Source organism: Lelliottia sp. EB106-05-01-XG201 (genome assembly GCF_058791735.1).
Map to the genome: position 1 here is coordinate 312,104 of NZ_JBYTDV010000001.1, position 21,845 is coordinate 333,948.

Here is a 21,845-nt window from a genome sequence, read left to right on the forward strand (position 1 = left end):
CCATGTTCTGCTGAAAACGCCGAGATCCGCCACGGTGTGCTATACCTGACGCATCGAAACAAGGGAATAAACAGAATGAAAAGACCTGACTGCATCCGACACTGGCGCGACGTCGAAGGTGCCGACGATTCGACTTACCCGGACAGTGACGAACTCTTTGCTATCGGCGCGCCGCTGGCCCGAAAACTGGGGCTGGGGCGGATCGGTATTCACCATGAACGCCTGCCGCCGGGCCGTCGCACTTCCTATCCCCACGCCGAAAGCGACGAAGAGGAGTTTATCTTCGTGATTGAAGGGCATCCGCAGGCATGGATTAACGGTTATTTATGGAAACTTGAGCCGGGCGACAGCGTCGGTTTTCCGGCCGGAACCGGGGTCTGCCACACCTTTATCAACAACACCGAGGAAGAGGTTCGGCTGCTGGTCGTGGGCGAGGCGAACAAAAAACACAACCGCATCTATTACCCGCTCAATCCGGTGTATGCCGCCACCCGAGAGGACCGCTGGGTGGACCATCCCCCGCAGTTTTTTGGCCCGCATGACGGAAAACCTGGGCGAAAATAATTTCCTCTTCTATAAATATTGAGGGCCGTCACAAATTACAACAGGCCAGCCGGAAGATTTAACTTAAGGAAATAGCGTGTCTTTTTGATGTTATTCACAGCAATAGTTCGTCCCTGTTTAAGAGATAACAGGGTTGTTAAATAACAGACTATAAAACGAGCATACTGTGAAAAAACATTTAAAATTTTCGGTGGTTAGCATCGCTGTCTCCCTGTTTGTGGCAAACGAGGCGTCCGCCGCTAATACCTGGGCAGAAGCGCGTAGTGACGCGATGGGTGGTACGGGCGTTGCTTCGGGCAATTACGGTAGTGGAGCCTTCATTAACCCGGCGCTGCTGGCAAAGTCTAAGCCGGATGACGACATTACCGTGATTCTGCCTTCGGTCGGCGCGCAGATCACCGACAAAGACAATCTGCAGGATCAGATCGACGATATCAGCGATAAAGTCGATCACTACGACAATGTGATCAACAGCCTGACACCGGCTGAGATCATCGCCAATCCCTTAGGATCCGTGAACCAATTCCAGAGCGCGGCGAAAGATCTTGCTGACGAGCTGGACGATCTGAAAGGCAAAACTGCCCGCGCTAACGCCGGTGCCGGAATTGCGGTCAGCATTCCCAACCATGTCCTGGCGGTTGCCTTCGTGGCAAAAGGCTACGCCCACGCGCGCGTCAGCTCTTCCATTGACCAGCAGGATATTGATTATCTGCGCAGCATCCAGAACAGCAAACTGGTGGCCGGAAGCGTCGCGCTCGATGCGGCCCTGAATGGTTCGGATCAAATCACCAAAAACCTCAACTCCACCGCGTCTGGCCGGGCAGCAATTGTTTCCGATTACGGCGTGGCGGTGGCGCGTCAGTTTGATATCGCCGATGTGCCGGTCTCTGTCGGTATCACGCCAAAACTGCAAAAAACCTGGCTCTATAACTACACCACCTCCATCTACACTTACGACAGCGATGACTGGAACAACAGCCGCTATCGCACGGACGATACCGGTTTCAACGTCGATGCTGGTGTGACCGCTGATTTTGGCCAGCACTGGACGGTGGGCCTGAGCGGACAAAACCTGATGTCGCGTGATATCGACACCAAAGATGTGCGCATTCGTAATGGCCGCACGGGTGAGGAAGTGAACTACAAAGATACCTACCAGATCCGTCCGCTGGTGACCGCTGGCGTGGCCTGGCATAACGATCTGGTGACGCTCACCGCCGATGGCGATCTGACCGAAACCAAAGGCTTCAAAAGCGAAGAAAACTCCCAGTATGTCGGCGTCGGTGCGGAAGTCACGCCCCTCAGCTGGCTGGCGGTGCGTGCCGGTTATCGTGCGGACGTGAAAGACAACGACAGCAACGTCTTCACCGGCGGTCTTGGCTTTGCGCCGTTCAACGCAGTCCATGTGGATCTGATGGGCCTGTACGGGGAAGACAAAACCTGGGGCGCGGGCGCGCAGCTGAGCGTCACCTTCTAAGACGACCGGAGGCCATGCGCCTCCGGCTTTTCTTTGTGCTATAGTAGCGCCCCTTTTCCACCAAATGCTTAAAACTTCGCCATGTCGTCAGAATCACAGTCAAATTTCCCTGCACACCGTTTTTCCATCGCGCCGATGCTCGACTGGACCGACAGACACTGCCGCTATTTCCTGCGCCAGCTCTCTCGCCACACGCTGCTGTACACCGAAATGGTGACCACCGGGGCGATTATTCATGGGAAGGGCGACTATCTGGCCTATAGCGACGAAGAGCATCCGGTTGCCTTGCAGCTCGGCGGGAGCGACCCGGCGGCGCTGGCGCACTGCGCGAAACTGGCGCAAGAGCGCGGCTACGACGAGATCAACCTCAACGTCGGCTGTCCGTCCGACCGCGTGCAGAACGGCATGTTTGGCGCCTGCCTGATGGGCAATGCCCAACTGGTGGCCGATTGCGTCAAAGCGATGCGCGACGTGGTGTCGATTCCGGTGACGGTCAAAACCCGTATCGGGATTGACGACCAGGACAGCTACGAATTCCTGTGCGATTTCATCAATACGGTGGCCGGAAAAGGTGAGTGCGAGACGTTTATCATCCACGCGCGTAAAGCCTGGCTGTCCGGTCTCAGCCCGAAAGAGAACCGTGAAATTCCACCGCTGGACTACCCGCGCGTGTATCAGCTCAAGCGTGATTTCCCGCATCTGACCATGTCGATCAACGGCGGCATCAAATCTCTCGACGAAGCCAAAGCCCATTTAGAACACATGGACGGCGTGATGGTGGGTCGCGAGGCGTATCAAAATCCGGGCATTCTGGCCTCGGTGGATCGTGAGATCTTCGGCGTGGACGGCACCGATAAAGATCCGGTTGCCGTGGTGCGCGCCATGTATCCGTACATCGAGCGCGAGCTGAGCAACGGCACCTATCTGGGCCATGTGACGCGCCATATGCTCGGTTTATTCCAGGGCATTCCGGGGGCGCGTCAGTGGCGTCGCTACCTGAGTGAAAATGCCCATAAAGCCGGGGCAGATATCGAAGTCCTGGAGCAGGCCCTGCGTCTGGTCGCTGACAAGCGATAATTTTCACCAAAAGTTCGTCAAATTCACCACGCCCTGCGAATGTTCGCGGGGCGTTTTGTTTTGGATTCAATAAGTTAATTTTGGCACGTTTCTTGTAATACCCACTGTATATCTGAGGTATTCATGTGGGAGAGAGCCATGCTGGAACTGCTGTTTGTGATTGGATTTTTTGTCATGCTGATGGCGACCGGAATTTCGCTGCTTGGCATTCTGGCTGCACTGGTGGTGGCGACGGTGGTGATGTTTATCGGCGGGCTGTTTGCGCTGATGATTAAACTGCTGCCGTGGCTGTTGTTAGCGGTCGCTGTGGTGTGGGTGATTCGGGCGATAAAAGCGCCAAAAGTCCCACAGTATCAGCGCAATAACCGCTTTCGTTACTAAGGTATTGAGGCGCTCGTCACATACCTGTAACTTTTCCAGCAGCGAGGCTTAGAACAGAATAGGATTTACTTATCGAATCTGTCACTATGGCTGCCGTTAAAGAATTCATCGAGCTGTACCCTACATACAGCCGAACTAAAAAAAGAATGGGCTTCCTACAGGAAGCCCTAATTCTTTTTATGGGATCAGCAAACTCGACCCCTGCGTCCCGCGACTCTCCAGCACTTCATGCGCGCGCTGCGCATCGCTCAGCGGATATTTCTGTGCTTCTGCCACATCCACTTTAATCACGCCGCTGGCGATCAGCGAAAACAGCTCGTTGCTGGCTTCCGTCAGTTCATCACGGGTGGTGATGTAGCCTTGCAGGGAAGGGCGCGTGACATACAGCGAGCCTTTCTGATTGAGAATGCCCAAATTCACGCCGGTGACTGCGCCGGAGGCGTTACCAAAGCTCACCATCAAACCGCGACGCTGCAGGCAGTCGAGCGACGCTTCCCAGGTGTCTTTTCCGACGGAGTCATAGACCACGCGCAGCTTTTTGCCGTTGGTGATCTCTTTCACGCGCTCGGCGATGCTCTCTTCGCGATAGTTAATCACCTGCCACGCACCGGCCTGCAGGGCACGCTGCGCTTTTTGCGCGCTGCCGACGGTGCCGATCAGTTTGGCGCCGAGCGCTTTGGCCCACTGGCAGGCGATAAGCCCGACACCGCCCGCCGCGGCGTGGAACAGGAACTGCTCATCGGGTTTGATTTCGTAGGTTTTACGCAGGAGATAATAGACGGTCAGCCCTTTCAGGAATGACGCCGCTGCCTGCTCAAAGGATATGGCGTTCGGCAGAATAGCGGCCTTATCGGCGGGCACGTTGTGAATCGAGCTGTACGCGCCGAGCGGCGACTGGGCATACACCACGCGATCGCCTTCTTTAATATGCTTCACGCCGCTGCCGATTTTCACCACGACACCTGCGGCTTCGGTTCCCAGGCCGCTCGGCATGGTCGGCGGCGGATAGAGACCGCCGCGGATATAGGTATCGATATAGTTGATACCAATCGCTTTGTTTTCGACCTGGATTTCGTTCTCCCCAGGTGCGGCGGGGGTAAACTCCACCGCCTTCAGGACTTCAGGACCACCATGCTTGTGAAATTCGATACGAGTTGCCACGTTGAACTCCTTTGTCGATTCATTTGCAGACGGTTATACTTCCCCGTCTCTCAATTTATGGTAATCCATTCACTATGGCAGGAAATAAACCCTTCAACAAACAGACTGAGCCTCGCGAGCGCGATTTGCAGGTCGCCGGACTCAAAGTCCCGCCGCACTCGATTGAAGCGGAACAGTCGGTGTTGGGCGGTTTGATGCTGGACAACGAGCGCTGGGACGATGTCGCCGAGCGCGTGGTATCCGATGATTTTTATACCCGTCCACACCGCCATATCTTTACCGAAATGGCGCGCCTGCAGGAAGCCGGTAGCCCGATTGACCTGATTACGCTGGCAGAGTCTCTGGAGCGCCAGGGGCAGCTCGATTCTGTCGGTGGTTTTGCCTATCTGGCAGAATTATCCAAAAACACGCCAAGTGCGGCGAACATCAGCGCCTACGCAGACATCGTGCGCGAACGCGCCGTTGTTCGTGAGATGATCGCTGTGGCGAATGAGATCGCCGAAGCGGGCTTTGACCCGCAGGGCCGCACCAGCGAAGACCTGCTGGATCTCGCCGAATCCCGCGTGTTTAAAATCGCCGAAAGCCGGGCGAACAAAGACGAAGGGCCGCGAAACATCGCCGAAGTCCTGGATTCCACCGTCGCGCGTATCGAACAGCTTTTCCAGCAGCCGCACGACGGCGTCACCGGTGTGAACACTGGTTATGACGATCTCAACAAAAAGACCGCCGGTTTGCAGCCGTCGGATCTGATTATCGTCGCGGCGCGTCCGTCGATGGGTAAAACGACCTTTGCGATGAACCTCGTCGAAAACGCGGCGATGTTGCAGGATAAACCGGTTTTGATCTTCAGTCTGGAGATGCCCTCCGACCAGATTATGATGCGTTCTCTCGCGTCTCTGTCGCGCGTGGATCAGACCCGCATTCGTACCGGCCAGCTTGACGACGAAGACTGGGCGCGCATCTCCGGCACCATGGGCATTCTGCTGGAAAAACGTAACATCTACATCGATGACTCCTCCGGCCTGACGCCGACGGAAGTCCGCTCCCGCGCGCGGCGTATCGCCCGTGAACACGGCGGCATCGGCCTTATCATGATCGACTACCTGCAGCTGATGCGCGTGCCGTCGCTCTCCGATAACCGTACGCTGGAAATCGCCGAAATCTCCCGCTCTCTCAAAGCGTTAGCGAAAGAGTTACAGGTCCCCGTGGTGGCCCTATCGCAGCTTAACCGCTCCCTGGAACAACGCGCCGATAAGCGCCCGGTCAACTCCGACCTGCGTGAATCCGGCTCCATCGAGCAGGATGCCGACTTGATCATGTTCATCTATCGTGACGAGGTTTATCACGAGAACAGCGACATGAAAGGCATCGCGGAAATCATTATTGGTAAGCAGCGTAACGGCCCGATCGGGACGGTGCGTCTGACGTTTAACGGTCAGTGGTCGCGTTTTGATAACTATGCGGGACCTCAATACGACGACGAATAATTCCTCGTCATCCTTCGCGCCACAGCGGCGTTGGCTGCGCCCGCTCACCCCGGTCGCTTAGTTGACTAAGCTCCCGGGGATTCACGGGCTTGCCGCCTTGCTGTGACGCAAATGATTTAGAGGAATACTCTTTCTTAACGGCAAGGATTTCAAATTCAAATGCAAGCGGCAACTGTAGTCATTAACCGCCGCGCTCTGCGACACAACCTGCAACGTCTGCGTGAACTGGCGCCCGCCAGCAAGCTCGTTGCAGTCGTGAAAGCGAACGCTTACGGACACGGTCTTCTTGAGACCGCGCGAACGCTCCCTGATGCCGATGCCTTTGGCGTCGCCCGTCTCGAAGAAGCCCTGCGCCTGCGCGCGGGCGGTATCACCCAGCCGATTCTGTTACTCGAAGGCTTTTTCGAAGCCGCCGATCTGACGACCATTGCCGACCAGCATCTGCACACCGCGGTGCATAACGAAGAGCAGTTAGCCGCACTGGAAACCGCCACGCTGAGCGAGCCGGTCACCGTGTGGATGAAACTCGACACCGGTATGCACCGTCTGGGCGTGCGTCCGGAGCAGGCCGAGGCCTTTTATCAGCGCCTGAGCCAGTGCAAAAACGTACGTCAGCCGGTGAACATCGTCAGCCACTTTGCGCGTGCCGATGAGCCAGAGTGCGGCGCAACGGAGCAGCAGCTCGATATCTTCAACACCTTCTGCGAAGGCAAACCGGGGATGCGCTCCATTGCGGCGTCCGGCGGCATTTTGCTCTGGCCGCAGTCGCACTTCGACTGGGCGCGTCCGGGCATTATTCTCTACGGCGTATCGCCGCTGGAGAACAAACCCTGGGGCCCGGACTTTGGCTTCCAGCCGGTGATGTCCCTGGTCTCCAGCCTGATTGCCGTGCGCGAGCACAAAGCGGGTGAACCGGTCGGCTACGGCGGCACCTGGGTGAGCGAGTGCGATACGCGTCTGGGCGTGGTGGCGATGGGCTACGGCGACGGCTATCCGCGCGCGGCACCGTCCGGTACACCGGTGCTGGTCAACGGTCGTGAAGTGAAGATTGTCGGCCGCGTGGCGATGGATATGGTTTGCGTCGATCTCGGACCGGATGCCGATGATAAAGCCGGTGACCCGGTGGTGATGTGGGGCGAAGGTCTGCCCGTCGAGCGCATTGCTGAAATCACGAAAGTGAGTGCTTACGAACTTATCACACGCCTGACGTCGCGGGTGGCGATGAAATACGTCGATTAATACTTCGCGCCCGGCAAAGATGTCTCTGCCGGGCGCGAACGGTTATTTAATCACATTGTAAAGGGTATTATCGGTCAGGTAGTCGGACGCTAAACCGGCTTGCGGCGAGAAGGTGTCACCTCGGACAGAAGAGAAGGGCGCGCCGGTGCTGGCGCGAGAAACATAGCGTTCGCCCTGATCTTTTTCAGTAAACCAGAGATACGAATAATTGTGCATCTGGTTATACAGCAGACTGTTGGCTGCGATCGCCTGATGCAGTTCCCTCAGTTTCGCATCCGTTAAGTTCAGCGCTTTATCATGAGTCACTCCCCATCTTTTCAGACAGACTTCCGCAAAATGGCGCACGATGATGCCAGGCTCAGAGAGGACTTTTTCACCCTTATCACCGTTGACCGATGCATTCCCTACCAGCGTCGCGTGTCGGCCTGCCATCGGGAAAATATGCACCGCGGTTGAGCTGTGCGTCTGTGGAATAACGCAGCTAAATCCTTTTGAACGCTCATCTTTGGCATAAAAAGCCACATACTCTCTGACGTTATTACCTAACGTCACTTTATCTGTCTGGAAATTCCCCATGCCCGGAACCGGGTCGACCGCAAAAATATTGACCGGAATAGTGGTTAATAACGGATCGGCAAGCATGGCGTTGGCAAGCATATGGCAGCTGATGCCTCCCCGGCTCCAGCCAACCAGATTGACCTGAGTGGGGAGAATTTGCCCTTTGCGGTAGGTCTTAATAATTTGTTGCTGCAATTGTTGTTGCGTGATTTTACGGTCGCCATAGTCATATTTACGCCACCAGAATGAACCCTCGACTTCAACATCCTGAATAGGCACACCTGCTTTCTTAAGCTGATCATAATTTTCTTTGGTCAGCTTTTCCCGCTGCCAGCTGACATTACCTTTGATGATATGCAACGCATGCTGGATATTTTCTTCCCAGCCGCTGCCCATGATCTGGCCACGCAACTGGCTATATTCTCCGCTTTTTACCCACATTTCATCTGACTGAAGATTGCCACTGCCGGGGCCATCAATAATTGCCCATTCCGCAAACTCTTTTCCCTGATTTCGCGGTGCCAGTGAGGAAATCAGCTCCCCATTCCAGTAATTAGCATGCGAATCATCAAACTTATTAGAGCTGGTACCGCAGAAATAGATCGTTAATATTGTCATAAATTCCTCGTCGCAATAATAAAATATATAGGGACTGCACATGTGCAATCGGAGAGTAATCCCGGAATAAATAGTTTTAAATATGCCGTAAGACCTATGCGATTCTTCCCATGCCGTTTTTCAGTTGATAAGTAAACTGGCGCTTTGCTATTTATTTAGCAGAGCTTAAGTATTATGGTGAAATATGACGTTCACCCTATGCCAAATGATGTTTCGAAAGTCCGTCATTAACACCCATACTAAAACTCGGAATAGGTCGATTGAATAATTCAAAAGAATATAAATCAGACGAGGTTAAGTTGTGATGAATATATTGATGATCGATGAGTTGCCGATCTACATTCACGGTATGAAAACTGAACTCAGCAGAGTGATGCCGGAATGTACCGTTTTCGCTACAAACAGCTTTGATGATGCACTAACTATCCTTGAGTCCGCACCCATTACGATTGTACTGATTGACGGGGAAATGAATTGCACCCCCTTTATAAAAGAATTAACGATACGGCGGTCATCGTTGCCCGTCGTGGTGATGTTGCGAAAAGCTGTCGACAGTATTTTTAATTTTTATATTAGACAGAATGTCAAAGGCATTCTGACGAAGGAACTCTCTGCGGAGAAGATCAGCCAGATACTGAATATGGTATTGTCAGGCGTGGTTTGTTTCCCGGAACAAGCTGTTCTCCACCGCAACCATCAACCGGAATCACCGGCAATCTATACCCTGAGTCGACGTCAGCAGGAGGTCCTTAAGCTGCTGGCAAATGGCGGTACGAATAAACAAATCAGCAGGCAGCTTAATATCAGCGCTGGAACGGTAAAGGTTCACCTGGAGTCCATCTTTCACCGCCTTCAGGTTAATAATCGCACCCAGGCGGCGATGCTCTATTTCAAATACATCGCTGACTCAGTCAAAATGGGCTAATTTTTTACAATAGAGTAAAGTTGTTCTGAAGGGTTGAAAAGTAAAGCGCAACTGTAGATTTAGTGTTGCGCTTTACTTTTTTAATTTTTCAAAAAGAAATAACAAAGAATAACAATCAAGGTTCCCGTATCCTGAAGCAACCAGAAGGGAAGGCTGTCGCTGAGAATATCAGCGCCGGTTAAAATGAAATCAATATTCAAACCACTTTCAGCAAAGAGGCCAAACGCCAGGGCGGCCAGACCTATTTTGCTTACTACCGGTAAAGTGTGAACGCTTCTGCTATAGGCGCCAAACAGGATAATAAAGGAGGTCGTAAAATCTATCAGGATCGTAAACAGGAGTATCCATCCATCAGCACTTTTAAACATGTTAATCCTCCCGGGTCTTGTCATTATTAAGATCGATCGGAGGCAGTGATTCATTTCTCACCTTACTTTTAATCACGCTGGCAACATCGAAAATATCTCGTTGCTCATGATGGCGGAAAAAGTTAGCCAGCCAGACAATCAGTCCATTACTGAGCGCGCCTAAGATGTAACCAAGTCCTAAAGTAATGTCGGCCTGATTAAGATCGATTTTCAACCAGCGCGCCGTTAAGCCGCCTAACGCTACTGCCGCACCCATACTGATTCCACCGAATATAACGCCAGCGATGAATCGACTGTGTTGATGTAATCTTTGAGGTTGCCAGAAAAATGAAATACTGACTCCACCAAATAAACCGGAAAAGGCTAATAATGCTTCGCTAATAAGTGTGGGGAGATAAACATCAGTCATATAATATTCCTCATCAATAAATAAAATCCCGTACCAGACATCGATAAAGTAGGGGATTTTATGAGGTATGATGTGTGTGAGTTTATTGGCAGGGTTCCAGTTCGACCAAATGCTGATAATGATCCGTGGTAATAAAGCGCTGCTGCCCGGCATTGCTGTAGACCAGATGTTTGTTGCTGCGGTATCCCCGGTTAAAATCAATATCCGCACTGAACCAGGATTTCCCGGACGGAAGCATTTTACTGGTGTAGGCATCGCCGCCGATCCCTTTTCCGTTAGTGGGTTTTAAGCCCCACAGCGTGTCAGAGTCTTTCCCTGACCATCCCAGACGTCGGGCTTCATCCGAGGTGATATATCGGTCAGGCAGGCGCCCGTTGCTGTTCAGAAATCGCAGAGTGCTTGCCAGATTAGCAACATCGTTTACGGGGGCGGCACCCTGAGTCGCTAAAAAGCTGTTGGTCTCTTTAATTTCCTCTTCACAGGTTTTGGGTTCTGCGTTGACCGTGAATGCTGCTGCCAGCGTGATCATTAGCGCCATCGTTTGATATAAAACAAAAGGTTTCATGGTGTTCTCCTTTAATTAGCTCAGAAATAATTTCATTTCCGCTTCGCGACGACGAGTCAGACCAGCAAGCACCTTGCCACCTGCTTTATTCCAGCTTTTGAATTGCAATGCCGCACCCTCGATGTCGCCCATATTGACTTTTTTCAGCAGAGTGGATTTCTTTAAATTGCCAACGCCGAGGTTAAAAGCAAAAGAGACGAGTGCATCGAACTGGTTTTGCGTGACCGACCGGGTGAGTAATTTTTTTACGCCCTCTTCAGTACGCTTCAGGTCTTTACGCAGGATTTGCTTTGCTTCACCGGTGTTTATTTTCGTGAGCTTATCCATCTCCTCCTTGAGGATTAAATGCCCGTAGCCGATGGTCCATAAACCAACCGCATCGCGGTAACGTTCCAGTTTCAGGCCTTCAAACTGACAAATAAGCTGCACGCCTTTATCGCCAGTATTTTCTGGTTGTTTTTGCATTACGGTGTCTCCTCTACTTTTGGACGGGGAACCACTTTATTGGTGTATTCATCGATCAAACGCATGACACTTTCCGGCGGTTCCAGCGCGATAAACTGCATTTCCACGTCGACATGTCGGCTGTCGCGGCCACCTTTGGAATCGCTGGCTGGCGACAGGCTGACATGAAAACGTCCAAACTCGTTTTCACCCGATTGTCGGGAGGGGGCCTGCATTCCTTCAGTACGGATCGTCAGATTGACCTTCATTTTTTCCAGCATCAGCCCGCGCGGAGTGGAAAGCGCGACCAATGGCAAATCGAAATAATGCTTGTCATCCAGCTCCAGCTGTACGGTGCGCGGGATCAGCGAGCCGTCTTGTCCAGGTTCAAAAAACGGGTCCAGTGCCTTCATATATTGCTGAGCAATCAACTCATTCGCGGCCGTCGCTGCGTATTGCATCCCACGCGTAATATCTTCGAGCGTGACAGGCACACCTGGAATATCTGATGGAGGCGTGGGGGCAGGATTCTCCTGCGCAGGAGGTTGTGTCCCTTCCGTCACTTTATCCGTATTACTTCCTGGCTCTGGGTCATTTCCGCCCCGCAGCCACTTTTTAAAAGACATAGTTCGCTCCTGAAGTGAGGCCACCTGAGGCGGCCCCATACGTTATGGAAAGCAATATTGATGCAGCGCGATGGCTTATTGCGCAGCGACTGGCTTGGTTTTCGCGTTAGTTAAGTAGTCAATAACGCGCTGCAGTGCTTCAGGCGGCTCCTGACGTTTCACCTGGGTATGAATGGAATATTTAGCGCGCGTATCGGTGGAGCGGGTCTGCTCCGATTTGTGCGACACTTTGCCGGTCATTTTGGCTTTAAATACGCCCCAGCCGACGGAAGCTTCGACGGAGGCTTCTGCTTCTGTGCTACTTGAACTGGCTTCGCTTTGGCTCACTTCCAGTTCAAAATCGATCGTCCCTTCTTCGATACAGATAATCGGGTGGGCGATCGCCGCCAGCAGCGGAATGCTCATTTTGCGGGTGACGGTGCCTTTGTTGACCCCTTGCTCATCCACGACGGTTTCGTCGAAATCGAACTCAATGGCGACGGCTTTTCCGTCCTTGATACAGACGGAGAGCAGAAAGTCGGTATAGGACTTACTGGCCTGAACCTGAGCTTTGATCATTGCCTGCAGCGGTCCGCCAATCATGTGTTCCAGCGGCAGGGCATTAATGACTGAACCGATAAATTGTGAATCCATAATGTGAACTCCTTGAATCAGTGATTGCGCGGTTGCGCAGGAGTTAAATTACGGCAGTGGAAGGAGGCGCAATATTTGCCAAATATCCCGATTTCTCACAACAAAGAACCTATGTCATTCGGGGGAGAGTTTTGTGGCGCAGATGATGCGATAAAAACCTCGATTTTGCGCGGCGTTCCGGTTTATTGTTGAAATCCCTGCCTGACAGAAATCCGGAGATACATCGCGTGTTCCAGAAAGTTGACGCCTACGCCGGCGACCCCATCCTCTCCTTAATGGAGCGTTTCAAAGAAGATTCACGCAGCGACAAAGTGAACCTCAGCATCGGTCTTTACTACAACGAAGACGGCATTATTCCTCAGCTGCAGGCGGTGGCCGAAGCCGAAGCGCGCCTGAACGCGGTGCCGCATGGCGCGTCGCTCTATCTGCCGATGGAAGGGCTGAATACCTACCGTAACACCATCGCCCCGCTGCTGTTTGGCGCCGATCACCCGGTGTTAACGCAAAAACGCGTGGCGACGATCCAGACGCTGGGCGGGTCCGGTGCGCTGAAAGTGGGCGCGGACTTCCTGAAAAAATATTTCCCCGATTCTGGTGTGTGGGTCAGCGATCCGACCTGGGAAAACCACGTTGCGATTTTTGAAGGCGCAGGCTTTGCCGTCAGCACCTATCCGTGGTTCGACAACGACACCAAAGGCGTGCGCGTCGAGGCATTGCTGGAAAAACTGAATACTCTGCCGGAGCGCAGCATCGTGCTGTTGCATCCGTGCTGCCATAACCCGACCGGCTCGGACCTGACCAACAGCCAGTGGGATGCGGTCATTGAAGTTCTGAAAGCGCGCAATCTGATCCCGTTCCTCGACATCGCCTATCAGGGCTTTGGCGCGGGCATGGAAGACGACGCCTACGCGATCCGCGCGATTGCCAGCGCCGGGCTGCCAGCTCTGGTGAGCAACTCCTTCTCGAAAATTTTCTCTCTGTACGGCGAGCGCGTCGGCGGGTTGTCGATTGTTTGTGAAGACGCAGATGCAGCCGGGCGCGTACTGGGCCAGCTGAAAGCGACGGTTCGCCGTATCTACTCCAGCCCGCCAGCGTTCGGTGCGCAGGTGGTGGCGACGGTTCTGGGCGACGACGCATTGAAAGCGACCTGGCTTGCTGAAGTGGAAGGGATGCGTAAGCGTATTCTGGCAATGCGTCAGGAGCTGGTGAATGCCCTGAAAAGCGCATTACCGGAGCATAACTTCGATTATCTGCTCAAGCAGCGCGGGATGTTTAGCTACACCGGGTTGAGCGCGCAGCAGGTCGATCGTCTTCGCGAAGAGTTCGGCGTTTACCTCATCGCCAGCGGCCGCATGTGCGTCGCGGGCCTGAACGCACACAACGTCCAGCGCGTCGCGCAGGCGTTTGCGGCTGTGGTGTAAGCACTTACTTACATTGTTGGCTTCCGTGCGGTTTAGCGCCCGGTGGCGCTGCGCTTACCGGGCCTACAAAACCTGAATGTAGGCCGGGTAAGGCGCAGCCGCCACCCGGCTTTTTATCGGCACCGGAGCCAGAATTGCCCGGTGGCGCTGCGCTTACCGGGCCTACAAAACCCGAACGTAGGCAGGGTAAGGCGAAGCCGCCACCCGGCTTTTTATCGGCATCTGTGCCGGAATTGCCCGGTGGCGCTACGCTTACCGGGCCTACAAAACCTGAACGTAGGCCGGGTAAGGCGCAGCCGCCACCCGGCTTTTTATCGGCATCGGCGCCGGAATTGTCCGGTGGCGCTGCGCTTACCGGGCCTACAAAACCTAAACGTAGGCCGGGTAAGGCGAAGCCGCCACCCGGCTTTTTTCATCCTCACGCTTTGTGATATCCCTCCCTTTACCAGGGATAATCTCAAAAATTTCCTTCCCTTCACCTGGCTCAGGGGTTAAGGTCTGGTAGATTTTTGACCATTCGCTCAATTTAAAACGATAACAAACTGAATATTCAGGGGAATACATGCGCAAGATCACACTGGCGCTCAGCGCCGCCTGCTTATTGTTCTCGCTTAATAGTGCAGTCGGTGCACGAGCTTCCGCGCCAACGCCGGTCTACACCGGAACCACCGCCGCCATTCTGGCTGAACAAGCCCCCATTCACTGGGTCTCCGTGGCGCAAATCGAAAACAGCCTGATGGGCCGCGCGCCAATGGCTGTCGGTTTTGATATCGACGATACCGTCCTCTTTTCCAGCCCTGGCTTCTGGCGCGGCAAAAAAACCTGGTCGCCGGATAGCGAGGAGTACCTGAAAAACCCGGAATTCTGGGAAAAAATGAACAACGGCTGGGATGAGTTCAGTATCCCGAAAGAAGTGGGTCGCGCGTTGATTGCGATGCACGTCAAACGCGGCGACAGCATCTATTTCGTCACCGGTCGCAGCCAGACCAAAACCGAAACCGTCAGCAAAACCCTGCAGGGCGATTTTTCGATTCCGGCGGCCAACATGAATCCGGTGATCTTTGCCGGGGACAAGCACGGGCAAAACACCAAAACCCAGTGGCTGGAGCAGAAAAATATCAAAGTATTCTACGGCGATTCGGATAACGATATCTCTGCCGCCCGCGAAGTCGGTGCTCGTGGCATCCGCGTTCTGCGCGCCTCCAACTCGACCTATCGTCCGCTGCCGATGGCCGGATCCTTCGGTGAAGAGGTGATTGTTAATTCGGAATACTGACGTACGATGATTTTTTGAACAAATCAGGCCTGGCCGGGTTTACCTTTTGTCGTCTTGCTGCACACTTAAAGGGGCAGATCCTCAGGTCGCACTCAACCCATTTACAGGGGAGCAAAGATGACAATTTCGGAGATACTTCAATACTGCATGAATAAACCGGGCGCGGGGCAAAGTGTCCACAGCGACTGGAAAGCCACGCAGATCAAGGTGGCAGACGTGCTGTTTGCGATGGTAAAAGAGGTCGAAGGGCGTCCGGCGGCATCGTTAAAAACCAGTCCGGAACTGGCGGATTTACTGCGTCAGCAGCACAGCGATGTGCGACCGAGCAAGCATCTGAATAAAGCGCACTGGAGCACCGTCTATCTCGACGGCTCGCTGCCGGATTCGCAGATTTACTATTTAGTCGATGCCTCTTACAAGCAGGCTTTTGAGCTGCTGCCGGAAAATACCCGACAGCAGCTTTCCGTTTAAGACTCGAGCAACGGTTTCAGGAAGCGCGCGGTGTGCGAAGCTTCGCACTCTGCCACCGTCTCTGGCGTACCCGAGACGAGGATTTCACCGCCGCCGCTGCCGCCTTCCGGACCGAGATCCACAATCCAGTCTGCGGTTTTGATGACGTCCAGGTTGTGCTCAATGACCACAATGGTGTTGCCCTGATCGCGCAGCTGATGCAGCACTTCAAGCAACTGCTGGATATCCGCAAAGTGCAGACCGGTGGTTGGCTCATCCAGAATATACAGCGTCTGACCGGTGCCGCGTTTCGACAGCTCACGCGCCAGCTTCACGCGCTGCGCTTCACCGCCGGAGAGCGTCGTCGCTGACTGGCCGAGACGAATGTAGGTCAGCCCCACATCCATCAGCGTTTGCAGCTTACGCGCCAGCGCAGGCACCGCATCGAAGAACTCACGGGCTTCTTCAATGGTCATATCCAGTACTTCGTGGATAGTCTTGCCTTTGTACTTAATCTCCAGCGTTTCGCGGTTATAGCGTTTGCCTTTGCACTGATCGCACGGCACGTAGATATCCGGCAGGAAGTGCATCTCGACTTTGATCACGCCATCGCCCTGACAGGCTTCGCAGCGGCCGCCGCGAACGTTAAAGCTGAAACGTCCTGGCGTATAGCCGCGCGAGCGTGATTCAGGAACACCGGCGAACAGTTCACGTACGGGCGTAAACACGCCAGTATAGGTCGCCGGGTTCGAGCGCGGTGTACGGCCAATCGGGCTCTGGTCGATATCGATCACTTTATCGAAATGCTCCAGACCCTGAATGTCGCGATACGGCGCAGGCTCAGCCAGCGTCGCACCGTTCAGCTGGGTCTGGGCAATCGGGAACAAGGTATCGTTAATCAGCGTCGATTTACCGGAACCTGACACGCCGGTGACGCAGGTGAACAGCCCGACAGGCAGCGTCAGCGTGACGTCCTTCAGGTTGTTGCCGCGAGCGCCGGTCAGCTTCAGCACTTTCTCTGGATTGGCTGCAACACGCTGTTTCGGCACGTCAATTTTGCGCTTACCGCTCATGAACTGGCCGGTCAGGGACTCCGGAACGGCCATGATGTCGGCCAGTGTCCCTTCCGCGACGACCTGTCCGCCATGGACACCCGCGCCAGGGCCGATGTCGATGACGTGGTCAGCGGCGCGGATCGCATCTTCGTCGTGCTCAACCACAATCACCGTGTTGCCGAGGTTACGCAGGTGGATCAGCGTGCCGAGCAGACGCTCGTTATCGCGCTGGTGCAGGCCGATGGACGGCTCATCCAGCACGTACATCACGCCGACCAAACCGGCACCAATCTGGCTCGCCAGACGGATACGCTGCGCTTCGCCGCCGGAGAGCGTTTCTGCGGAGCGAGAAAGTGACAGATAGTTCAGACCGACGTTCACGAGGAATTTCAGGCGATCGCCGATCTCTTTCAGCACTTTTTCGGCAATCTGCGCGCGCTGGCCGGAGAGCTTCAGGTTGGTGAAGAAGTCCATCGCGTGACCGATGCTCATGTCTGAGATGGTCGGCAGCGCGGTGTTCTCAACGAACACATGGCGAGCCTCGCGACGCAGACGCGTCCCTTCACAGGTGGTACATGAGCGGTTGCTGATGAACTTCGCCAGCTCCTCGCGCACCGCGCTGGATTCGGTCTCTTTGTAGCGGCGCTCCATATTGTGCAGCACGCCTTCGAACGGATGGCGGCGCACGGAAGTATCGCCGCGATCGTTCATGTATTTGAACTCGATGTTCTCTTTGCCGGAACCCGACAGCACCACTTTATGCACATTTGGGCTCAAGCTCGCCCACGGCGCTTCGACGTCGAACTTATAGTGTTCGGCCAGCGATTTCAGCATCTGGAAGTAGTAGAAATTGCGGCGATCCCAGCCGCGAATCGCGCCACCGGCCAGGGAGAGCTCCGGATTCTGGATGATGCGATCCGGATCGAAATATTGCTGCACACCCAGGCCATCACAGGTTGGGCACGCGCCCGCCGGGTTGTTGAACGAGAACAGCCGCGGTTCCAGCTCGCGCATGCTGTACCCACAAATCGGGCAGGCAAAGTTCGCGGAGAAGAGCAGCTCTTCGGCTTTCGCATCGTCCATGTCCGCCACGATGGCAGAACCGCCGGAGAGCTCCAGCGCCGTTTCGAACGACTCGGCCAGACGCTGCGTCATATCGTCGCGCACTTTAAAGCGGTCAATCACCACTTCAATGGTGTGTTTCTTTTGCAGCTCCAGCTTCGGCGGATCGGACAGGTCACACACTTCCCCGTCGATACGGGCGCGGATGTAGCCCTGGCTTGCCAGGTTTTCCAGCGTTTTCGTGTGCTCGCCTTTACGGTCTTTGATGATCGGGGCCAGCAGCATCAGGCGTTTGCCCTCTGGCTGCGCCAGCACGTTATCCACCATTTGACTGACGGTTTGCGCGGCCAGCGGCACGTCATGATCCGGGCAGCGCGGCTCGCCCACGCGGGCAAACAGCAGACGCAGATAGTCATGAATTTCGGTAATGGTACCGACCGTGGAACGCGGGTTATGCGACGTAGATTTCTGTTCGATGGAGATCGCCGGCGACAACCCTTCGATATGGTCGACGTCCGGTTTTTCCATCAGCGACAGAAACTGACGCGCATAGGCGGAGAGCGATTCAACGTAACGACGCTGTCCTTCGGCATACAAGGTGTCGAAAGCCAGTGATGACTTGCCAGAACCCGATAGCCCGGTCACGACAATCAGCTTGTCGCGAGGGATTATGAGGTTGATATTCTTGAGATTATGGGTGCGGGCGCCCCGTACTTCGATCTTATCCATTCACCTTTCCCGGTAGAGACTCGGATGCCTGGTTTGTTTGAAGGACAAACGGCAGAAACGGCTAATTATGACACAATCTGACCTGTTTGAATATACAGTATTGGAATGCAGCTTCTGATTTAATGTGCAACAATGTTTAGTGAGTGCGAGTTCTGTGGAATCACTGTCGCAGCTATCAAAATGTGACGTGGAAATGGTACACTCGCGCGCTTACACTATTAAGAAACGTATTCAGGAGACACGATCATGGCCAGCAGAGGCGTAAACAAGGTGATTCTCGTCGGTAATCTGGGCCAGGACCCGGAAGTACGCTACATGCCGAGTGGTGGCGCAGTTGCCAACATTACGCTGGCTACTTCCGAATCCTGGCGTGATAAAGCGACCGGTGAGATGAAAGAGCAGACTGAATGGCACCGCGTTGTGCTGTTCGGCAAACTGGCAGAAGTGGCCGGTGAATATCTGCGTAAAGGTTCTCAGGTGTATATCGAAGGTCAGCTTCGTACCCGTAAATGGACCGACCAGGCCGGTGCAGAGAAGTACACCACCGAAGTGGTAGTGAACGTTGGCGGCACCATGCAGATGCTGGGTGGCCGTCAGGGTGGTGGTGCAGGTGCGCCAGCAGGCGGCGGTCAGCAGCAGCAGGGTAGCTGGGGCCAGCCTCAGCAGCCTCAGGGCGGCAACCAGTTCAGCGGCGGCGCGCAGTCTCGTCCGCAGCAGCAGTCCGCTCCGGCACCGTCTAACGAACCACCAATGGATTTCGACGACGATATCCCGTTCTGATGTGGTTTTGCCCATGGGCCTACAACACCGCATTGTGTGTGGTTTTGTAGGCCGGGTAAGGCGAAGCCGCCACCCGGCAACCAACAACGCAAAAGCCCCTCTCGGGGCTTTTTGTTTTATCCCGCCGCGTAATTTCGCAAAAACGCCGCGAAATCCCCAAACGCGAGCGGTTTTGAAAAGTAATACCCCTGCAAACAGTCGATCTGATTCGCCTTCAGATACGCCACCTGATAGTCATACTCCACGCCCTCTGCGGTAGTGAGAATGTTCATCCTTTTCGCCATATCAATCACGCAGTCGATCAGCGGCGTCGCCACATCCCGAGAGATTTGCCGGACAAACATGCGGTCGATTTTGATGCTGTCGGGGCGGAGGTTGGAAATAAACGCCAGGTTGGAAAACCCGGTGCCAAAATCATCCAGGGCGATTTTGATCCCGCACGTTTTGATGTGTGTAATCTTGTGCGCCATCGCCTCGCTGATATCAATGTTTTCGCGCTCGGTAATTTCAAACACCAGCGTCACGCCGAGGGCGGCAAACACCGGCGCCCAGTTATCGACAAACGCCTCGAATCCGTCGTCCGCCAGATGGCTGTAGCTGATATTGAGATTCAGATTAAAACCCGGTTTAAGGGCGACGATACCCTGCTGTAAATCATCTACCACCTGCTCAAGCAGACTCTGCGTCAGATCGATAATCAGCGCCGTGCGTTCCGCCACCGGAATAAACACGTCCGGTGGTACAAACCCCAGCTCGTCATGATGCCAGCGAGCGAGGATCTCCGCCCCGGAGACGACATTGCTGTGCGCGCAAATCAGCGGCTGATAGTGCGGGTGGATCTGACGCTGTCGAATCGCGTGCGCCAGCTGGGTATAGAGCGAGTGACGACGGGTGGCCAGCAGCCAGACGACGGTCGCCATAATGAACGACATTGCGAAGATAAAACCGATGGAGAGCCAGGATTTCGCCATGGCTTTCACCGCCTCATCCAGCCGTGGCTCTTCCCATGCCAGGGTATAAAGCGGGGAATGGGCGGGAAAGAGCGTGTAACGGCTAAAGTGCGGCGAGCTGAGCGGAAGGTCTGACAGGCCCGCCGCGGTGAGGGTTTTGCCAGACACCTCCAGCGCCAGCTTTCTCCCCGCCGAACTGCTGCGCATCACTTCCAGCAGAAAGCGGATATCGGAGGCGACGTATACATCCCCCTGCGGCAGAGCCGTTTTAAAGGCGATCACCTTGATATCCTTTGCGCTCACCGAAGGCGACATCCAGATCTGTTTCCCGCTGCGAAGAATATCCCGGACGTCGACATGTTTATTTGCCAGCAACGACGAACAATCAATATGGTTATCTTTCACGACGTTAATCGAGTAAATGTGCATATACCGGCCGGGGATCATATTGAGCTGTTTTTCCACCGTGAAATCGCACACTTTCCCGACCAGACCGGCGGCCTGCTGCGTGGCGGAATGAGCATCGCTTAAAAAACCGTCCAGAATATGCTGAAAATAGTTCGCCTCGTCCTCGATATTTTTTTTGTTATTGTTCTGCATGGCGATCAGCGCCAGAGACGCCGTCACCATTAACGTCAGCAGAAAGGTCAGACACGAGGCGATAACCCTGTTCTTTTTTGTTCTGAGAATATATTGCTGATACATGGGGTTATTTTTCTTATACGCGTGGCAGGGCGAGGCAGTCTGTTAATGCTCGGGCTGCATATATTCCTGGTGGAAATGCTCTTTGCTGAGAGGGCGAGAGAAGAGAAAACCTTGTCCATATTTCACCCCGTGGCGCAGCATGGTGGAGACATGGGTATAGTTTTCAACGCCTTCGATAATCACGTCGATATCGAGCTCATTGATGTAATCCAGCAGCAAAAACGTGTGATCGATATTCGCCGCCGCCAGGCAACTTCTGTCGAGCTTAATATAGTCCGTCGACCAGACGGCGAGCCGGGCTTTTAGCGTATTCAGGCCATCAATCCCATCCCAGGCAAGATGAATTCCGGCCTCACTGAGCTGCGCAAGATTTTGCCTGACCGCATCGTCAGGGCAATCAACGCTGTCGGTAATTTCGAAAATGAAATGTCGTGGCGAGAGGTGATTTTGTTGCATCAGGTGAATGGCGCGCGCCGCGAAACCGACGTCGTTCAGCTGCACCTGCGAAATATTGAGAGTAAACAGCTGATATTCACGCAGTGCCTGCGGTTGGCGGGCGATAAATTTAAACGCCTGCGCCATGACGTAGTCGCCCATCGGCAATATTCCGCCCGTCTCTTCCAGTTGGCTGATAAAGAGATTCGGCGGCACGATATTGCGGCGATGGGTGCCGCGCACCAGCACTTCGCCGCCAATGCAGACGAAGCGCGAGAGATCGAAAATAGGTTGAATGACAAAATCGATGCCAGCATCGAGCCTGTTTTTTTCGACACACTGGACGACAAAATGTGTACTTTTTTCCATGCCAGCCTCATAGCCATAACGTTACCCGTTTAAAACGACACAAAGAGCGTCAGACTTAAACGGGTGAGGCAAGATGGGAGC

The 21,845-nt window shown here is 54.2% G+C and carries 22 protein-coding genes; 11 read left to right on the forward strand and 11 right to left on the reverse strand.

Annotation, left to right across the window (positions count from 1 at the left end; translation table 11 throughout):
• The first annotated feature begins 75 nt into the window (after positions 1-75).
• The 4 genes from AC3WS9_RS01420 to pspG all read left to right on the forward strand — a co-directional run bounded on the left by AC3WS9_RS01420 (position 76) and on the right by pspG (position 3,499).
• Positions 76-564 (forward strand): cupin domain-containing protein, encoded by a 489-nt coding sequence (locus AC3WS9_RS01420; protein ID WP_282494832.1) that lies wholly within the window; start codon positions 76-78, stop codon positions 562-564.
• Between the two features lie 166 nt (positions 565-730).
• Positions 731-2,041 (forward strand): conjugal transfer protein TraF, encoded by a 1,311-nt coding sequence (locus AC3WS9_RS01425; RefSeq protein WP_492486293.1) that lies wholly within the window; start codon positions 731-733, stop codon positions 2,039-2,041.
• Positions 2,042-2,122: 81 nt separating this feature from the next.
• Complete coding sequence (gene dusA / locus AC3WS9_RS01430; protein WP_285155081.1) at positions 2,123-3,118, forward strand: tRNA dihydrouridine(20/20a) synthase DusA; 996 nt, start codon at positions 2,123-2,125, stop codon at positions 3,116-3,118.
• 138 nt (positions 3,119-3,256) lie between these two features.
• A complete protein-coding gene (gene pspG / locus AC3WS9_RS01435) occupies positions 3,257-3,499 on the forward strand; it encodes an envelope stress response protein PspG (RefSeq protein ID WP_282494829.1) in 243 nt (80 codons plus the stop codon).
• A gap of 177 nt (positions 3,500-3,676) precedes the next feature.
• Here the strand turns inward: pspG and AC3WS9_RS01440 are convergent, their stop codons facing one another.
• Positions 3,677-4,660, reverse strand: a complete 984-nt coding sequence (locus tag AC3WS9_RS01440; RefSeq protein ID WP_492486295.1) for a quinone oxidoreductase — start codon at positions 4,658-4,660, stop codon at positions 3,677-3,679.
• A gap of 74 nt (positions 4,661-4,734) precedes the next feature.
• Between AC3WS9_RS01440 and dnaB the strand changes: the two genes are divergently transcribed.
• On the forward strand, positions 4,735-6,147 hold the full coding sequence (dnaB, locus tag AC3WS9_RS01445; protein ID WP_154126839.1) for a replicative DNA helicase: 1,413 nt from the start codon (positions 4,735-4,737) through the stop codon (positions 6,145-6,147).
• Positions 6,148-6,306: 159 nt separating this feature from the next.
• A complete protein-coding gene (gene alr / locus AC3WS9_RS01450) occupies positions 6,307-7,386 on the forward strand; it encodes an alanine racemase (RefSeq protein WP_492486297.1) in 1,080 nt (359 codons plus the stop codon).
• Positions 7,387-7,428: 42 nt separating this feature from the next.
• On the opposite strand, the gene AC3WS9_RS01455 is transcribed toward alr, so the two are convergent.
• Positions 7,429-8,562, reverse strand: coding sequence for a hypothetical protein (locus AC3WS9_RS01455; protein WP_492486299.1), 1,134 nt, complete (start codon positions 8,560-8,562; stop codon positions 7,429-7,431).
• Between the two features lie 304 nt (positions 8,563-8,866).
• Here AC3WS9_RS01455 and AC3WS9_RS01460 point away from each other — a divergent pair, with 304 nt between their 5' ends.
• Positions 8,867-9,487, forward strand: a complete 621-nt coding sequence (locus AC3WS9_RS01460; RefSeq protein WP_492486301.1) for a response regulator transcription factor — start codon at positions 8,867-8,869, stop codon at positions 9,485-9,487.
• Positions 9,488-9,567: 80 nt separating this feature from the next.
• Here the strand turns inward: AC3WS9_RS01460 and AC3WS9_RS01465 are convergent, their stop codons facing one another.
• The 6 genes from AC3WS9_RS01465 to AC3WS9_RS01490 all read right to left on the reverse strand — a co-directional run bounded on the left by AC3WS9_RS01465 (position 9,568) and on the right by AC3WS9_RS01490 (position 12,532).
• The gene (locus AC3WS9_RS01465; protein ID WP_492486303.1) at positions 9,568-9,855 is read right to left on the reverse strand and encodes a hypothetical protein; all 288 of its coding nucleotides are present in this window, start codon (positions 9,853-9,855) and stop codon (positions 9,568-9,570) included.
• 1 nt (position 9,856) lies between these two features.
• Positions 9,857-10,264 (reverse strand): hypothetical protein, encoded by a 408-nt coding sequence (locus AC3WS9_RS01470; RefSeq protein WP_282494823.1) that lies wholly within the window; start codon positions 10,262-10,264, stop codon positions 9,857-9,859.
• 82 nt (positions 10,265-10,346) lie between these two features.
• Positions 10,347-10,829: a ribonuclease gene (locus tag AC3WS9_RS01475; RefSeq protein WP_492486305.1), complete on the reverse strand. Its 483-nt coding sequence runs from the start codon at positions 10,827-10,829 to the stop codon at positions 10,347-10,349.
• A gap of 15 nt (positions 10,830-10,844) precedes the next feature.
• A complete protein-coding gene (locus tag AC3WS9_RS01480; RefSeq protein ID WP_282494821.1) occupies positions 10,845-11,294 on the reverse strand; it encodes a lysozyme in 450 nt (149 codons plus the stop codon).
• Entirely contained in the window at positions 11,294-11,899 is a 606-nt protein-coding gene (locus AC3WS9_RS01485; RefSeq protein ID WP_282494820.1) for a DUF2589 domain-containing protein, read from the reverse strand. Before AC3WS9_RS01485 ends, AC3WS9_RS01480 begins: the two co-directional genes overlap by 1 nt.
• A gap of 75 nt (positions 11,900-11,974) precedes the next feature.
• Positions 11,975-12,532 carry a DUF2589 domain-containing protein gene (locus AC3WS9_RS01490; protein ID WP_282494819.1) on the reverse strand — a complete coding sequence of 186 codons (558 nt, stop codon included), beginning with the start codon at positions 12,530-12,532 and terminating at the stop codon, positions 11,975-11,977.
• A 227-nt stretch (positions 12,533-12,759) separates the two neighbouring features.
• Between AC3WS9_RS01490 and tyrB the strand changes: the two genes are divergently transcribed.
• The 3 genes from tyrB (at position 12,760) to AC3WS9_RS01505 (ending at position 15,700) form a co-directional block, all read left to right on the forward strand.
• The gene (gene tyrB / locus AC3WS9_RS01495; RefSeq protein ID WP_492486308.1) at positions 12,760-13,953 is read left to right on the forward strand and encodes an aromatic amino acid transaminase; all 1,194 of its coding nucleotides are present in this window, start codon (positions 12,760-12,762) and stop codon (positions 13,951-13,953) included.
• Positions 13,954-14,515: 562 nt separating this feature from the next.
• Complete coding sequence (aphA, locus tag AC3WS9_RS01500; RefSeq protein ID WP_282494817.1) at positions 14,516-15,229, forward strand: acid phosphatase AphA; 714 nt, start codon at positions 14,516-14,518, stop codon at positions 15,227-15,229.
• Positions 15,230-15,346: 117 nt separating this feature from the next.
• A complete protein-coding gene (locus AC3WS9_RS01505) occupies positions 15,347-15,700 on the forward strand; it encodes an MmcQ/YjbR family DNA-binding protein (protein ID WP_095280343.1) in 354 nt (117 codons plus the stop codon).
• On the opposite strand, the gene uvrA is transcribed toward AC3WS9_RS01505, so the two are convergent.
• Positions 15,697-18,525, reverse strand: a complete 2,829-nt coding sequence (uvrA, locus tag AC3WS9_RS01510; RefSeq protein ID WP_282494816.1) for an excinuclease ABC subunit UvrA — start codon at positions 18,523-18,525, stop codon at positions 15,697-15,699. The two genes, AC3WS9_RS01505 and uvrA, sit on opposite strands and share 4 nt — an antisense overlap.
• Before the next feature lie 246 nt (positions 18,526-18,771).
• On the opposite strand from uvrA, the gene ssb1 reads away from it, so the two are divergent.
• Complete coding sequence (ssb1, locus tag AC3WS9_RS01515; protein ID WP_285145916.1) at positions 18,772-19,305, forward strand: single-stranded DNA-binding protein SSB1; 534 nt, start codon at positions 18,772-18,774, stop codon at positions 19,303-19,305.
• Between the two features lie 116 nt (positions 19,306-19,421).
• On the opposite strand, the gene AC3WS9_RS01520 is transcribed toward ssb1, so the two are convergent.
• Both AC3WS9_RS01520 and AC3WS9_RS01525 read right to left on the reverse strand, forming a co-directional pair.
• Positions 19,422-20,960, reverse strand: a complete 1,539-nt coding sequence (locus tag AC3WS9_RS01520; RefSeq protein ID WP_492486311.1) for an EAL domain-containing protein — start codon at positions 20,958-20,960, stop codon at positions 19,422-19,424.
• Positions 20,961-21,002: 42 nt separating this feature from the next.
• Positions 21,003-21,764 (reverse strand): EAL domain-containing protein, encoded by a 762-nt coding sequence (locus tag AC3WS9_RS01525; RefSeq protein WP_492486313.1) that lies wholly within the window; start codon positions 21,762-21,764, stop codon positions 21,003-21,005.
• Positions 21,765-21,845 lie beyond the last annotated feature (81 nt).

Bases quoted from the DNA above. Each gene is read 5' to 3' on its own strand.
- AC3WS9_RS01420 (WP_282494832.1), top strand. From the start codon at position 76: ATGAAAAGACCTGACTGCATCCGACACTGGCGCGACGTCGAAGGTGCC.
- AC3WS9_RS01470 (WP_282494823.1), bottom strand. From the start codon at position 10,264: ATGACTGATGTTTATCTCCCCACACTTATTAGCGAAGCATTATTAGCC.
- ssb1 (WP_285145916.1), top strand. From the start codon at position 18,772: ATGGCCAGCAGAGGCGTAAACAAGGTGATTCTCGTCGGTAATCTGGGC.
- aphA (WP_282494817.1), top strand. From the start codon at position 14,516: ATGCGCAAGATCACACTGGCGCTCAGCGCCGCCTGCTTATTGTTCTCG.
- AC3WS9_RS01490 (WP_282494819.1), bottom strand. From the start codon at position 12,532: ATGGATTCACAATTTATCGGTTCAGTCATTAATGCCCTGCCGCTGGAA.
- AC3WS9_RS01455 (WP_492486299.1), bottom strand. From the start codon at position 8,562: ATGACAATATTAACGATCTATTTCTGCGGTACCAGCTCTAATAAGTTT.
- pspG (WP_282494829.1), top strand. From the start codon at position 3,257: ATGCTGGAACTGCTGTTTGTGATTGGATTTTTTGTCATGCTGATGGCG.
- dnaB (WP_154126839.1), top strand. From the start codon at position 4,735: ATGGCAGGAAATAAACCCTTCAACAAACAGACTGAGCCTCGCGAGCGC.
- AC3WS9_RS01465 (WP_492486303.1), bottom strand. From the start codon at position 9,855: ATGTTTAAAAGTGCTGATGGATGGATACTCCTGTTTACGATCCTGATA.
- AC3WS9_RS01520 (WP_492486311.1), bottom strand. From the start codon at position 20,960: ATGTATCAGCAATATATTCTCAGAACAAAAAAGAACAGGGTTATCGCC.
- AC3WS9_RS01505 (WP_095280343.1), top strand. From the start codon at position 15,347: ATGACAATTTCGGAGATACTTCAATACTGCATGAATAAACCGGGCGCG.
- dusA (WP_285155081.1), top strand. From the start codon at position 2,123: ATGTCGTCAGAATCACAGTCAAATTTCCCTGCACACCGTTTTTCCATC.
- AC3WS9_RS01460 (WP_492486301.1), top strand. From the start codon at position 8,867: ATGAATATATTGATGATCGATGAGTTGCCGATCTACATTCACGGTATG.
- alr (WP_492486297.1), top strand. From the start codon at position 6,307: ATGCAAGCGGCAACTGTAGTCATTAACCGCCGCGCTCTGCGACACAAC.
- uvrA (WP_282494816.1), bottom strand. From the start codon at position 18,525: ATGGATAAGATCGAAGTACGGGGCGCCCGCACCCATAATCTCAAGAAT.
- AC3WS9_RS01480 (WP_282494821.1), bottom strand. From the start codon at position 11,294: ATGCAAAAACAACCAGAAAATACTGGCGATAAAGGCGTGCAGCTTATT.
- AC3WS9_RS01475 (WP_492486305.1), bottom strand. From the start codon at position 10,829: ATGAAACCTTTTGTTTTATATCAAACGATGGCGCTAATGATCACGCTG.
- AC3WS9_RS01525 (WP_492486313.1), bottom strand. From the start codon at position 21,764: ATGGAAAAAAGTACACATTTTGTCGTCCAGTGTGTCGAAAAAAACAGG.
- AC3WS9_RS01485 (WP_282494820.1), bottom strand. From the start codon at position 11,899: ATGTCTTTTAAAAAGTGGCTGCGGGGCGGAAATGACCCAGAGCCAGGA.